Consider the following 14,740-nt stretch of genomic DNA (forward strand, 5'->3'; position numbering starts at 1 on the left):
CAATGAAAAATTTTTCCATTGCAATTGTATCGTTATTATTTATTTTAGTGGTGTCGTCGGTCTTTATTGTCTATGAAGGTCAGCGTGGCATTGTCTTTCAATTCTCAAAGATTAAGCGTGACTCAGCTACTGATGAAATGATGGTATTTGAGCCTGGCTTACACTTTAAAATTCCATTTATTGAATCAGTGAAAAAGCTTGACGCACGTATTCAAACCTTGGATGAAGCACCAGATCGTTTTGTTACCGCAGAGAAAAAAGACTTGATGGTTGACTCATTTGTTAAATGGCGAATAGTTGACTTTTCAACCTACTATTTACGTACTTCAGGCGATGTTGATACTGCTAGATCGCTATTAAAGCAAAAAGTGAATAATGGTTTACGTACTGAGTTTGGTAACCGCACCATTAAAGAGATAGTTTCAGGTGATCGCTCAAATCTTATGACTCAAGCGTTAGAAAGTACCAGCAGTAGTCGTGAAGAACTAGGTATTGAGGTAGTTGATGTGCGAGTGAAAGCAATCAATTTACCAACAGAGGTGAGTAACTCGATTTATGACCGTATGCGTGCTGAGCGTACAGCGGTTGCTAAAGAGCATAGATCTCAAGGTCAAGAGCAGGCCGAAATCATTCGCGCCACTATTGATGCTAAGGTCACGGTAATGCTAGCTGAAGCGCAAAAGAATGCTTTTACTATTCGAGGTGAAGGTGATGCCCTTGCTGCTAAAGTCTATGCGGATGCTTATAAGAAAGATGCAGAATTTTACAGCTTTTACCGTAGCCTAGAAGCCTATGAAAAAAGCTTTAACAGCAAAAATGATGTTATGGTTGTTAAACCAGATAGTGATTTCTTCCACTATTTAAAAGATGGTGCAAAAGCTAAGTAACATCACTACATATTAGACTTTAAAAGCCAGCGTTATGCTGGCTTTTTTGTAAAGGAGACATAGAGAATGAAAGTTAATTTAGTCCGCTTACTGTCTTTGCCTATGCTACTGATTACCACAGTAGCCTATAGCAAAGAAGCTCCCCTTGTATCTATTGCTAGCCATGATAGCTTTTTTAGTAGTATTGCTAAACATTGTGGTAAAGCTTATCAAGGTAAAGTGACGGTAGATAATTCGCAAAGCGATAGCTTCGCTAATAAAACGTTAGTCATGCATGTGCGTAAATGTAGTGATAGCCAGCTACAAATTCCTTTTCACGTTGGTACTGACTCTTCAAGAACCTGGATTATTACAAAAACCGGCTCGGGTTTATCGTTAAAACATGATCATCGCCATAAAGATGGTAGTTATGATGAATCGACCATGTACGGTGGTCACACGGTTGACGCTGGTTGGCCACAAGCGCAATCATTCCCTGCTGATCAATACTCGAAAGAGCTGTTTATTGCCCAAGGTATTCCGCAATCGGTTGGTAATACGTGGCAAATGTTTATCTATCCGGATAAATTTACTTATCGTTTAGTTCGTCAAGGGCGAGAATTTCGTGTTGATTTTGATTTAACTAAACCGATTGAAGTACCAGAAGCTCCTTGGGGTTATTAGTTTTCCATCCTTAGAGCATAAAAAACTTTTCAATAAGCTATTCACTTTATTGCGCATTTTTTCAACGAAGAAAAAATGCGCTATTTTTGCTTGGACTCATATTTGATTTTTGCTAAAATCCCCGCCTAATTTTCTTTTGACATAGTAAACATGGGCAAAAACGTAGTAGTTCTAGGCACCCAATGGGGTGATGAAGGTAAAGGTAAGATTGTTGACTTACTAACCGACAAAGCTAAATATGTAGTTCGTTATCAAGGTGGTCATAATGCCGGCCATACACTTGTTATCAACGGTGAAAAAACAGTATTACATTTAATTCCATCAGGTGTTTTACGTGATAACGTAAAATGTTTAATTGGTAATGGCGTAGTTTTATGCCCTAAAGCGTTAATGGCTGAGATTACCATGTTGGAAGAGCGAGGTGTTCCAGTTCGTGAACGCTTACTAATCAGTGATGCTTGTCCACTTATTCTTCCATACCATAATGCACTTGATGCAGCCCGTGAAGTAGCACGTGGCAATAAAGCGATTGGTACAACAGGTCGTGGTATTGGTCCAGCTTATGAAGATAAAGTTGCACGTCGTGGTTTACGCGTTGGCGATTTATTCTGTGCAGAATCTTTTGCAGCTAAGCTTAAAGAAATCGTTGAATACCATAACTTCTCATTGGTTAACTACTATAAAGTTGAGCCAGTTAACTATGAAGAAGTGTTGGCTGATGCCATGGCGGTAGCCGATATCATCAAAGCGATGACAGCTGATATCTCTGAAATCTTAGATCAAGCGCGTAAAGACGGTGAGTCTATTATGTTTGAAGGTGCGCAAGGTACCCTTCTAGATATCGACCACGGTACTTACCCGTATGTGACTTCTTCTAACACGACAGTTGGTGGTGTTGCTACAGGTTGTGGTTTTGGTCCGCGCAACTTAGATTACGTATTAGGTATTACTAAAGCCTATACAACCCGTGTTGGCTCTGGTCCATTCCCAACTGAATTAAATGATGAAATCGGTAACCATTTAGGTACGGTTGGTCATGAATTTGGTGCAACAACGGGTCGTGAACGTCGTTGTGGTTGGTTTGATGCTGTTGCTATGCATCGTGCTATTCAAGTAAACAGTATTACTGGTTTCTGTTTAACTAAACTTGATGTACTAGATGGTTTAGAGACGTTGAAAATCTGTACTGGCTACAAAACAGAATCTGGTGATGTCATTACTGTGCCACCAACGGCAGCAGAAGGTTATGAAAAAATAACACCTGTTTATGAAGAAATGCCAGGTTGGAAAGAAAGCACTGTAGGTGCAACATCAGTTGATGCACTACCTGAAAACGCTTTAGCTTATATTAAGCGTATTGAAGAAATTACTGGCGTTCCTGTCGATATTATTTCAACAGGTCCAGATCGTGTAGAGACAATTATTAAAGTGAATCCATTTGTTTAAGCTTTAATTGCTCTCTCAAATAAAAATCCAGCATTTGCTGGATTCAGATTACTGACAAACCCCGTCATTCTGTTCGGGGTTTGTCTTTTATGAGCAGCCGTAGGCTGCGATCTCGATATTTTTCTAGCCACGTCTTTTCTATTTTATTTGGTTTTTCTGGACTTGTTTGGGGCTTATCTTCCCTATTTGGCGTGTTAATGTCTCGAATTGAGCTTTTAAAGGGCTATCCTTTTTAGATTGCCATTATTTGGGGAATATTTGATAGCGTCATTGCTATCTTCTTCATATTTTGTGCTGCCGCAGCCATATATGCTTGCATTTGAACATTATGCTTACCTCGGTATCTTGCATACCTGTGACCATGGTGTTGCTTTGCATCAGCAAAACTTCTTTCAACGGTTTCGCATCGTCGTTTGTAAAGGTATTTACCAAGGCTTGTTAAGCGAAATTCATTAGCCCGATCTTGACTCGCAGCCATTACGTGGCGTGTTATCACTTTCTTATGACTTTTACTCTTAGTGCAATCTTTTAATTGAGGGCAATTAACGCATACCTTGGGGTCAGAATGATATTCTCGGTAACCCTCTCGACTGGTGGTCGAGTAGATTAACGTTTGCTCTTGCGGGCAGGTATACGTATCTGCTTTCTCGTCGTATTTGAAGTGCTTTTTCTTAATGGCATTCTTCGTTCGTGAAGGACGACGGTAACCAAACACCCCTTGGATGTTACGTTGTTCCAGATTAAAACAGACGGGCGCTGTGAAGTAGCCTGCATCAATACCAACAAATTCAGGGGATAGTGCAAAGCGATTTTCAATGGCATCAAGGCGAGCAATGTATGGTTGAGAATCGTGGACATTACCTGGCGTAATATGCGTATCTACAATAATGTTATAGTCGTTATCTACGGTTCTGTGGTCTAGGTAGAAAAAACCTTTTGGCTTTTCATCTCGGTGCATATAACCGCTATCACTATCGGTTTTACTTACCTTATTCCGCTTTATCTCACAATAGCCTTTATCCTTGAGTGGCTTTTTTCCAGCCGCTTTACGGTCTGCCTCCACAGCTTTGTTGATTTGCTTAATATAGGCACTGGTTGAGACGGGTTTGAGCTTGTTGGTGAACTTTCGTTTATTGGCGTTTGCTTTTAAGTGTGTGCTGTCGGTGAATAAGGCTTTGCCCCCAACTAGACCATGTTTAATGGCTTGTTGGACGATGTGATTAAATATACGTTCAAATACATCTGTGCCATTGAAACGACGAATACGATTTTGACTAAGTGTTGAGGCATCGATAACTTTCTCGGTAAGCCCCATGCGGAGAAACCATCGATACGCGACATTTACTTCGATGTCTTTGATGATTTGGCGCTCACTTTTAATACCAAATAAGTACCCAAGTAGCATAATTTTAAATAGCTGGACTGGCTCCACCGGAGGACGACCATTATCAGTGCAATATAAGTCTTTGACTTCATCTCGAATAAACTCAAAGTCAATATACTTATCGAGTTTACGAACTAGATGGTTGGCTGGAACTAACTGGTCTAGCGTGACCATTTCGAGTTCATGTTGTTGCGGGGAAGGTTCTCTTAACATGGTTAATTTTTGTAATTTTCCATGTTTTTATTAGATCAAAGTCCTAGACTACTGTCTAGGACTTTGTCATCAGTCTGAGCCATATATTTATGGCTTTTTTTATATCTAAAATATGCGCAAAGCTTAAAATTTCATTCATCTTTATATCTCTGAATTCATTCAATTACTTTTACTTGAGTAAGTAAAACACCATAAAAGCCTAGACAAAGTCACATCTGCGAGTAAAATTTGCCCTCTTAAATTTTAGCAAGTGGTCAACACCATTAAAGGTATTAATATGTTTAGTCATATCCATCCAGATAACTATCAAACGCAATTATCGAAAAAAGAACGCGATATGGCAGAATTATTTAGTGAATTTAAGCTACCAGCAGCAGAAATTTTTAATTCTGCGCCATTGCATTATCGCCAACGAGCAGAGTTTCGCGTATGGCATGAGGGAGACGATCTTTACTACATTATGTTTAATAGCGAAACCAAGCAAAAGTTTCGCGTAGATGAATTTCCAGTAGCTTGTGAACTAATTAATACCGCTATGAAAGCATTATTGGTTGAAATAAAGGACAAACCAGTATTGCGCTATAAACTCTTCCAAGTAGATTTTCTAGCAACGTTAAGTGGTGAATTATTAATTAGCTTGCTTTATCACAAACCATTAGAAGATGAATGGCAAGATTACGCTAAAAAGCTAAAACAGCAGCTCACAAGTATTGCTCCTGTTGATATTATTGGCCGCGCGAAAAAGCAAAAGATAATCCTTGATAAAGACTATGTGACTGAAAAATTGCAAGTGGGTGATAAAACACTTAGTTATCAACAGGTAGAAAATAGCTTTACTCAACCAAATGCTCACGTAAATGAAAAAATGCTTATGTGGGCAAAAGAAGCTACGCAAAATGTTGGTGGTGATTTAATCGAGTTATACTGTGGTAATGGCAACTTTAGTATTGCCTTGGCTGAAAACTTTGCTCGTGTACTTGGTACAGAAATCTCAAAAACGTCTGTTAAATCAGCACAAGTTAACATCAAAGCTAATAATATGACCAATATCGATATTGTCCGTATGTCCAGTGAAGAGTTCAGCCAAGCCATGAATGGCGAACGTCAATTTCGCCGATTAGAAGGTTTTGATTTAAGTCAGTATAACTATGATACTGTATTAGTTGATCCACCAAGGGCAGGGTTAGATCCTGACAGTGTTGAATTAGTAAGTCGTTTCAACAAAATTATCTATATTTCTTGTAATCCACACACACTTAAAGACAATCTAAGGCAACTGACTCAAAGCCACAACATTGAACAGTTCGCCCTTTTTGATCAATTTCCTTATACAGATCACGTAGAAACGGGCGTTGTTTTAACCCGTAAAAACTAGAGCGTGTTGACCTTTGCTGTATATTTTTGCAGCAGTCTATTGAGGATTTATACAAGGCAGAGCCTATGAAATGTGGTTATTCTACATAAATAGGCGATAACGCAGTAAAAATGCTCAATAGCCGCTGTCTTGTCGATTCGTTTAAACGCAATTTACTCTTTGTTGTCACGATTTTATATAGAATAACTATACAGCAATCGAGACGCCGCGATTAAATTGCGTTTAATTCGAACAAACTTTATACCTCAAAGATCAACACGCTCAATACTACTGCCTTTATTCTTTGCCCGCCTTGCGTCTGTTACTTAAATCAGCCGCACCGCGGGCAATAAACCTTAGCTGTTGAATGGTTCGAGTAGCGAGTTGCTCACGTTCATTTTTATCATCAACATCTAACGCATCTGAGCCAGCACTAAAAACAATAGTTACCGCAGCATTGGCTTGTAAATAAGCAATATCCGCATCTAGTTGGTTTGCCTGTTGAAGGTAGTCACACAGCTCTAAGGTAAAATAACGAATTTCTCTTGAAACTGCGGCACGAAATGCCGATGAGGTACCTGAGCGTTCTCGTAGTAATAATCGAAAAATATTACCGTTGCTTTCAATAAACTCCATAAAAGTTAAAACAGAAATTTGTATAACAGAGCCACCTTTAGCTATACGCTGCCTAGATTGTCGCATTAATTGACGTAATGTTAAGCCAGCTTCATCCACTAAGGTTAAGCCAAGTTCATCCATATCGGTAAAATGTCGATAAAACGATGTTGGTGCTAAACCAGCTTCTTTTGCTACTTCACGCAAACTTAAACTAGAGAAGCTACGCTCGGCGCTTAATTGATTTAACGCGGCATCAATTAACTGTCTGCGAGTTTTTTCTTTTTGTTGTGCTCTAACGCCACTCATTTCAAATACTCAGGAAAAAAAAAGCTATCATTATAATACGGCAATTAAGCACTAATGTCAGCGCCTGACATATTTTCGAGAAAACGACAAATAGACTTGACTGGTCAGAGTTGCAAGCTAAACTATAACAGCGTACACGTGTACACTAAAATTTAAATCATGCAATCGTCTTTGGAATGTAAATGAAAAAACCTGCAATAATTTGGCTCAATGTCGCCATTTTCACTATTACCTTTTTAGTTGCTGCCATTGCAGTACCTTATAGAGCCTATACCGTCGGCTTTGATATGACCGAAATACTGTTTGCCTTACTATGTTTTATCTACTGCGGCATGTCAATTACCGCAGGTTATCATCGCCTTTGGTCTCATCGTACGTATCAAGCACATTGGAGCTTACGCTTAATTTTCGCTATTGGCGGCGCGTTTGCATTACAAAACAGCATATTGCATTGGTCTTCTGATCATCGTATTCATCATAAGCATGTAGATGATAATGACATTGATCCTTATTCGGCAAAACGTGGCTTTTGGTATTCTCATATTGGCTGGATGTGCCGAGAGTACCAAGCGCACAGATATCACGACTATAAAAATGCACGTGACTTACAAAAAGACAATATAGTTATGTGGCAGCATAAGTATTACGTAGCACTTGCCTTAATCACTAACTTCGGTATACCGATAGCCTTTGGCTTATGGCATGGCGACCTAATCAATAGTTTATTACTTGCTGGTTTTTTACGTTTGGTACTGAGCCATCACACAACCTTTTTTATTAACTCTTTAGCACATATATGGGGTAAACAAACCTACACAGATAAGAACACAGCGAGAGATAATGGCATACTAGCCTTACTAACCTTCGGTGAAGGCTACCATAATTATCATCATATTTTTGAGAACGATTACCGCAATGGCATTCGCTGGTGGCAGTTTGATCCAACCAAGTGGTTAATCAAATCATGCCAATGGTTAGGGTTAACATCAAAGCTAAGAACAGCTCCTGAAGATAAAATTGAAAAAATGCGTTTAGCCATGACCTTAAAACTCAGCAAAAAGAAACTTATTAACCACCCTGAGGCAGAAAAAATGCTGCGTCGTTTACAGCAAGAGTACGACAACTTGATTGCTCGCGTAAATGACTACTACCAAATTAAAAGAGATTTGCTACAAGCAAAACGACAACAAGTAAAGTCAGAGGTTGAAAACTCTGAGTTATTAAAGCAATACCACGAGATGAAAGAAAAGTTAATAGCACAACAACGTTGCTGGCAAACAATGACAGCAAACCTTGTTTAAAAACAGTTAACTTATACTCAAATCCTGCTAGAATTTTTGTACATGTAGGATTTGAGGTATGACTTTTGACAAAATCAAGCAAACAGAAAAAAAACACCGATATTAATTATGATTATGATGTCATTATCATCGGCACCGGCCCAGGCGGTGAAGGTACTGCAATGGAGCTTGCCAAGAAGTATAAGAAAGTTGCCATAGTTGAGCGCTATAAAGATGTTGGTGGTGGCTGTACGCACTGGGGAACCATTCCTTCAAAAGCGTTACGTCAAAGTGTCAGTAGATTAATCGACTACAATTCAAACCCACTATTTCGTGGTCATGAAAAAGCTAAGCATCTTACCTTTCCAGACATTTTAAAACACGCTGCCTCGGTTATACGTAAACAAGTACAACTACGCAGTGGTTTCTATGATAGAAATAGAGTTGAACACATTGTTGGCGAAGCCTCTTTTATTGATAGCAATACACTAAAAATTGTTAAGGATGATGGTTCTTTAGAAAAATTAAGCGCTCGACAAATTGTCATTGCTACCGGCTCTCACCCTTACAGACCAGCAGATATCGATTTTAATCACCCTCGCGTTTATGATTCAGATACTATTCTTTCATTACAACACGATCCGCGCTCAATCATTATTTATGGTGCTGGTGTCATTGGCAGTGAATACGCGTCAATATTTAGAGGCTTAGGCGTTAAAGTTGATTTAATTAACACCCGCGACCGTTTACTTTCTTTCTTAGATGATGAGATGTCAGACTCACTGAGTTATCACTTATGGAACAATGGCGTTGTTATTCGACATGGTGAACAAATTGAGCGAGTTGAAGCAACAGATGATGCCGTTATTGTACATTTAGAGTCAGGTAAAAAAATGCGTGCCGACTGCTTATTGTTTGCAAATGGCAGAACAGGCAATACCGCAGATCTTAACTTGGCTAATGCAGGGCTTAAAGCAGATGGTCGCGGCCAATTGAAAGTGAATGATCATTATCAAACTGAAGTTGAAAATATTTATGCTGTTGGTGATGTTATTGGTTACCCAAGTTTAGCTAGTGCTGCTTATGACCAAGGCCGGTTGGCTGCATCAGCAATGATTGACAAGCAAAGTACCGCTAAATTAATTGAAGATATTCCTACCGGTATTTATACCATTCCAGAAATTAGTTCAGTAGGTAAAACCGAACAAGAGCTGACAGAAGCTAAAATTCCTTATGAAGTGGGTAGATCACAGTTTAAACATTTGGCAAGAGCGCAAATAACCAATAGTTTGGTTGGTTCTTTGAAGATTTTATTCCACCGCGAAACCAAAGAAATTCTAGGTATACATTGCTTTGGTGAAAATGCTGCTGAAATCATCCACATTGGTCAAGCCATTATGCAACAAAAAGATGGTGGCAATACCATAGAGTACTTTGTTAATACCACATTTAACTACCCTACTATGGCAGAAGCCTTCCGTGTTGCTGCCTTAAATGGCTTAAACAGATTATTTTAACCCTACACTAGGGTAGCAAGCGCTGCCCTAATTTCTCTTTTCCTTCATTATGTTAATATAAAGTTGCTGAATAGTTATTATTTAACTGGTCAGAGCTATTGCCAAAGCAAATTGATTCGTTACAATAATTTGTACTAAAAATATACTGCTAACAACAATAATAGGTAATTAAACGTCATGACATACAAAAGTATATGTATTTCTGTTGCAATGTTATTGTCTGTGGGACCCGTCGCAGCTGATAACTTTAGTATTTATTTAACCCGACATGCTGAAAAGGAAAACGGCCAACAAGATAAAAACCCTTCGCTAACACGCTGCGGAAAAGTTCGTGCGCAACAACTAGCTACTATATTATCTGATGCTAAGCTTGAGAGTGTTTATAGCACCAGCTTTCAAAGAACCATGCAAACCGCATTACCCATTGCTACAGCGCAAAAAAAGTCTATTAAAAACTATAATCCTCGCTTTCTTTTTCAAGTCGCTAATCAATTAAAGCAAAATAGAGAAAATGCACTTGTGGTTGGCCATAGTAATACCACGCCTGAATTAGTTGAGTTACTTTCAGGTGAAAGAGTGGATGAAATAAAGGAAGGAAATTATCAGGTGCTTTATCAAGTACAATTCGTTGATGAACAAGCCATTGTCACTAAATTTATGCAACCACTGGTGTGTAGAAACTAGCGATAAAATCGCGCCTGTCAATTTAGCACAAACAAAAAAGCCATGGCTGATGACACCATGGCTTTATTTTTTAACGTCGACCTAGTCTTTATTCCATATAATTCTCAGGCATTTCTAGAGCAGCAACGCCAGAATCAATCGCAGCTTGTGCTACCGCTTTAGCCACAGCTGCACATAGACGAGAATCCATTGGCTTAGGGATAATATAATCCTTACCAAAGGTTAATTCAGCTGTGCCACTTGCCGCTAACACCTCAGCAGGCACTGGCTCTTTAGCTAACGCTCTGATTGCGTGCACAGCTGCAACTTTCATCTCATCATTAATAGTACGTGCACGCACATCAAGCGCACCACGGAAAATAAATGGGAAACACAATACATTATTTACTTGGTTTGGATAATCTGAACGACCCGTCGCCATGATCAAATCACTGCGGGCTGCAAGTGCAAGCTCTGGCTTAATTTCTGGATCAGGGTTTGAACAAGCAAATACGATTGGGTTATCTGCCATTAATTTTACTTGTTCTGCGCTTAATAGATTAGGACCAGATACACCAACAAAAACATCTGCACCAGTAATAGCATCATCTAATGTGCGCTTATCTGTATTGTTGGCAAATAGTTTTTTGTATTCGTTTAGATCATCACGACGTGTATGAACAATGCCTTTTGAATCAAGCATGTAAATTTTTTCACGCTGTGCACCACATTTGATCAATAACTCCATACAAGCTATCGCTGCTGCACCGGCACCAAGACAAACAATATTTGCTTGATTAATATCTTTACCTTGAATATCTAGTGCATTCATTAAACCCGCGGCCGTAACAATAGCAGTACCATGTTGGTCGTCATGAAAAACAGGGATTTTACAACGTTCGATTAACGCTTTTTCGATAGCAAAACATTCAGGCGCTTTAATATCTTCTAAATTGATGCCACCAAAGCTATCTGCAATGTTAGCTACTGTATTAACAAACTCTTCTACCGTTTTATGCTTCACTTCAATATCAAATGAATCAATATTTGCAAAACGCTTAAACAGTAATGCTTTACCTTCCATCACAGGCTTAGACGCCATAGGACCTAAATTACCTAAGCCCAATACAGCAGTGCCATTACTAATAACAGCTACCGTATTGCCTTTCGCCGTATACTTGTAGACATTATCTGGATTCTCAGCGATTTCACGACACGGCTCAGCAACACCAGGGCTGTACGCGAGAGACAAATCTTCACTGGTTTCTGCTGGTGTTGTTAATTCAACACTTATTTTTCCTGGCTTGGGTAAAGCGTGGTAATCCAAAGCTTGCTGACGAAAGTCGGTCATGGTGTTTTCCTAATGCGTTTGTTGTCGAGTTTGTAATTTGTTAATTCAATATTTAGTGTCGTTACAATATGCTTATTAACGTTAAGCTATTATTTTTATATTTGTATGGTATTGCAATTAACCTAGGCATTCCAAGCCCATTTCACTATATAAAATTTCTGTAAGCTATAAACAATGTAACCTTAACCTAATCAGGTTTCATATTAATTTGCTTAATAGCCACTATTTTCGCGGCTATTATACACCCAAAACACTTGACTATCTGGTAAGACTAGCTAAATAGCTCATAATTACACATTATATCCTCTAGGCATTACTTTTATTGGCATTGTAATGAAAACCGGATTATTTTACTTAGCTTACACAAGTGCTATAACATCAAATTACAGACAAAAAAAATCCAGCAAATGCTGGATTCAGACTGATGATAAAGTCCTAGACAGTAGTCTAGGACTTTGATCTAATAAAAACATGGAAAATTACAAAAATTAACCATGTTAAGAGAACCTTCCCCGCAACAACATGAACTCGAAATGGTCACGCTAGACCAGTTAGTTCCAGCCAACCATCTAGTTCGTAAACTCGATAAGTATATTGACTTTGAGTTTATTCGAGATGAAGTCAAAGACTTATATTGCACTGATAATGGTCGTCCTCCGGTGGAGCCAGTCCAGCTATTTAAAATTATGCTACTTGGGTACTTATTTGGTATTAAAAGTGAGCGCCAAATCATCAAAGACATCGAAGTAAATGTCGCGTATCGATGGTTTCTCCGCATGGGGCTTACCGAGAAAGTTATCGATGCCTCAACACTTAGTCAAAATCGTATTCGTCGTTTCAATGGCACAGATGTATTTGAACGTATATTTAATCACATCGTCCAACAAGCCATTAAACATGGTCTAGTTGGGGGCAAAGCCTTATTCACCGACAGCACACACTTAAAAGCAAACGCCAATAAACGAAAGTTCACCAACAAGCTCAAACCCGTCTCAACCAGTGCCTATATTAAGCAAATCAACAAAGCTGTGGAGGCAGACCGTAAAGCGGCTGGAAAAAAGCCACTCAAGGATAAAGGCTATTGTGAGATAAAGCGGAATAAGGTAAGTAAAACCGATAGTGATAGCGGTTATATGCACCGAGATGAAAAGCCAAAAGGTTTTTTCTACCTAGACCACAGAACCGTAGATAACGACTATAACATTATTGTAGATACGCATATTACGCCAGGTAATGTCCACGATTCTCAACCATACATTGCTCGCCTTGATGCCATTGAAAATCGCTTTGCACTATCCCCTGAATTTGTTGGTATTGATGCAGGCTACTTCACAGCGCCCGTCTGTTTTAATCTGGAACAACGTAACATCCAAGGGGTGTTTGGTTACCGTCGTCCTTCACGAACGAAGAATGCCATTAAGAAAAAGCACTTCAAATACGACGAGAAAGCAGATACGTATACCTGCCCGCAAGAGCAAACGTTAATCTACTCGACCACCAGTCGAGAGGGTTACCGAGAATATCATTCTGACCCCAAGGTATGCGTTAATTGCCCTCAATTAAAAGATTGCACTAAGAGTAAAAGTCATAAGAAAGTGATAACACGCCACGTAATGGCTGCGAGTCAAGATCGGGCTAATGAATTTCGCTTAACAAGCCTTGGTAAATACCTTTACAAACGACGATGCGAAACCGTTGAAAGAAGTTTTGCTGATGCAAAGCAACACCATGGTCACAGGTATGCAAGATACCGAGGTAAGCATAATGTTCAAATGCAAGCATATATGGCTGCGGCAGCACAAAATATGAAGAAGATAGCAATGACGCTATCAAATATTCCCCAAATAATGGCAATCTAAAAAGGATAGCCCTTTAAAAGCTCAATTCGAGACATTAACACGCCAAATAGGGAAGATAAGCCCCAAACAAGTCCAGAAAAACCAAATAAAATAGAAAAGACGTGGCTAGAAAAATATCGAGATCGCAGCCTACGGCTGCTCATAAAAGACAAACCCCGAACAGAATGACGGGGTTTGTCAGTAATCTGAGCCATAAATATATGGCTTCTCGTTGTTACTTTGTTATGTGGCTAACTACCTTGGTTACTGTCAACCCTTTCAGGTCGCTCCTTAGCCTCTCTAACTTTTAACGTTCTTTGTTGAAATTCAGTGTCGTTTAAAGCATTAATAGCTTTGTCTAAATCGTTTGCTGCCATTTCAACAAAACCAAAGCCACGGCGTTTACCTGTATGCTTATCTTTCATTAATCTAACAGAATGCACTAAGCCGTATGTAGCGAACAACTCTCTTACTACTGTTTCGTTGGCTCGATAAGGTAAGTTGCCAACGTATAATGTTTTCACATCACCGTTTGAAGCATTACTAGATGAGCTGGCTTGGGCTGAATTTGAAGTGCCTATTAAAGGTGCAATAAATGCACTAACAAAAACTAAGCCTGCAGTAAGAATAGGGCTTAGCGCAACAGCACTTGCGAGAATAAAAGCGATAATTGCAAAAACAGCAGCAATGATTACTGTTAAAATTTGCGGAGATTTCATAATGAATACCTAATTAATTATTATTTTGTTTGAGCTGTATATGAACATGTTTCAATGCATGTAAAAACACGAATTGCAATTCTATGTTACTTAGCTTTTTGTATAGTGCAACTATAAGCGTAAAATTTATGCAATATTTGAGGATAAATGTACAAAATAGTGAAATTATTCTGAATAGTTCTTCTTAACAGGTTAAAAAACACCAAAAACTATCCCCCTATGAAGCATTTTTGCACTGATTGAGTGAATATTCATCGAACGATCAAAAAAGTGAAAATAGTGCTTGATCCTTTTGCGAAAGTGTCTAAAATGCGCATCCACTTCTCAGGGAGACTTAAGAAGTTAGTTTTGACAAGTTTAGTTATCCAAGTTGATAGCAAAACAGCAAAGAAAACGTTAAAAATTAATTTGAAATAAGTTAAAAAAAACGTTGACATCAAAACTAGGAAGCGTACAATGCGCATCCGCTTCGGGGCAAAGCTTACGAAGCATCAGGTATAA

The 14,740-nt window shown here is 38.9% G+C and carries 12 protein-coding genes; 8 read left to right on the top strand and 4 right to left on the bottom strand.

The features are described from left to right. Positions 1-2: 2 nt before the first annotated feature. The 3 genes from hflC to EMK97_RS12875 all read left to right on the top strand — a co-directional run bounded on the left by hflC (position 3) and on the right by EMK97_RS12875 (position 2,996). The gene (hflC, locus tag EMK97_RS12865) at positions 3-887 is read left to right on the top strand and encodes a protease modulator HflC (protein WP_130602802.1); all 885 of its coding nucleotides are present in this window, start codon (positions 3-5) and stop codon (positions 885-887) included. A 102-nt stretch (positions 888-989) separates the two neighbouring features. After that, the gene (locus EMK97_RS12870; RefSeq protein ID WP_425462196.1) at positions 990-1,550 is read left to right on the top strand and encodes a hypothetical protein; all 561 of its coding nucleotides are present in this window, start codon (positions 990-992) and stop codon (positions 1,548-1,550) included. 150 nt (positions 1,551-1,700) lie between these two features. Continuing rightward, positions 1,701-2,996, top strand: a complete 1,296-nt coding sequence (locus tag EMK97_RS12875; RefSeq protein WP_130602806.1) for an adenylosuccinate synthase — start codon at positions 1,701-1,703, stop codon at positions 2,994-2,996. 232 nt (positions 2,997-3,228) lie between these two features. Here EMK97_RS12875 and EMK97_RS12880 read toward each other — a convergent pair whose 3' ends face one another. Next, positions 3,229-4,593 (bottom strand): IS1182 family transposase, encoded by a 1,365-nt coding sequence (locus tag EMK97_RS12880; protein ID WP_130598330.1) that lies wholly within the window; start codon positions 4,591-4,593, stop codon positions 3,229-3,231. A 277-nt stretch (positions 4,594-4,870) separates the two neighbouring features. On the opposite strand from EMK97_RS12880, the gene trmA reads away from it, so the two are divergent. Beyond that, on the top strand, positions 4,871-5,968 hold the full coding sequence (gene trmA, locus EMK97_RS12885) for a tRNA (uridine(54)-C5)-methyltransferase TrmA (RefSeq protein WP_130602808.1): 1,098 nt from the start codon (positions 4,871-4,873) through the stop codon (positions 5,966-5,968). Positions 5,969-6,244: 276 nt separating this feature from the next. On the opposite strand, the gene fabR is transcribed toward trmA, so the two are convergent. After that, entirely contained in the window at positions 6,245-6,871 is a 627-nt protein-coding gene (gene fabR / locus EMK97_RS12890; RefSeq protein WP_130602810.1) for an HTH-type transcriptional repressor FabR, read from the bottom strand. Positions 6,872-7,053: 182 nt separating this feature from the next. Here fabR and EMK97_RS12895 point away from each other — a divergent pair, with 182 nt between their 5' ends. From EMK97_RS12895 to EMK97_RS12905, 3 genes are all read left to right on the top strand, one after another. Then, positions 7,054-8,172, top strand: coding sequence for an acyl-CoA desaturase (locus tag EMK97_RS12895; protein WP_130602812.1), 1,119 nt, complete (start codon positions 7,054-7,056; stop codon positions 8,170-8,172). A gap of 65 nt (positions 8,173-8,237) precedes the next feature. Then, complete coding sequence (sthA, locus tag EMK97_RS12900; protein ID WP_130602814.1) at positions 8,238-9,668, top strand: Si-specific NAD(P)(+) transhydrogenase; 1,431 nt, start codon at positions 8,238-8,240, stop codon at positions 9,666-9,668. Between the two features lie 177 nt (positions 9,669-9,845). After that, on the top strand, positions 9,846-10,352 hold the full coding sequence (locus EMK97_RS12905; protein WP_130602816.1) for a SixA phosphatase family protein: 507 nt from the start codon (positions 9,846-9,848) through the stop codon (positions 10,350-10,352). Positions 10,353-10,440: 88 nt separating this feature from the next. On the opposite strand, the gene EMK97_RS12910 is transcribed toward EMK97_RS12905, so the two are convergent. Continuing rightward, positions 10,441-11,682, bottom strand: coding sequence for a malic enzyme-like NAD(P)-binding protein (locus tag EMK97_RS12910; RefSeq protein WP_130602818.1), 1,242 nt, complete (start codon positions 11,680-11,682; stop codon positions 10,441-10,443). Positions 11,683-12,176: 494 nt separating this feature from the next. Between EMK97_RS12910 and EMK97_RS12915 the strand changes: the two genes are divergently transcribed. Then, positions 12,177-13,541: an IS1182 family transposase gene (locus EMK97_RS12915; protein WP_130598330.1), complete on the top strand. Its 1,365-nt coding sequence runs from the start codon at positions 12,177-12,179 to the stop codon at positions 13,539-13,541. A gap of 230 nt (positions 13,542-13,771) precedes the next feature. On the opposite strand, the gene EMK97_RS12920 is transcribed toward EMK97_RS12915, so the two are convergent. Further along, entirely contained in the window at positions 13,772-14,239 is a 468-nt protein-coding gene (locus tag EMK97_RS12920; protein WP_130602820.1) for an RNA recognition motif domain-containing protein, read from the bottom strand. Positions 14,240-14,740 lie beyond the last annotated feature (501 nt).

The sequence above is a fragment of the Litorilituus sediminis genome, from assembly GCF_004295665.1.
Taxonomy (GTDB): domain Bacteria; phylum Pseudomonadota; class Gammaproteobacteria; order Enterobacterales; family Alteromonadaceae; genus Colwellia; species Colwellia sediminis.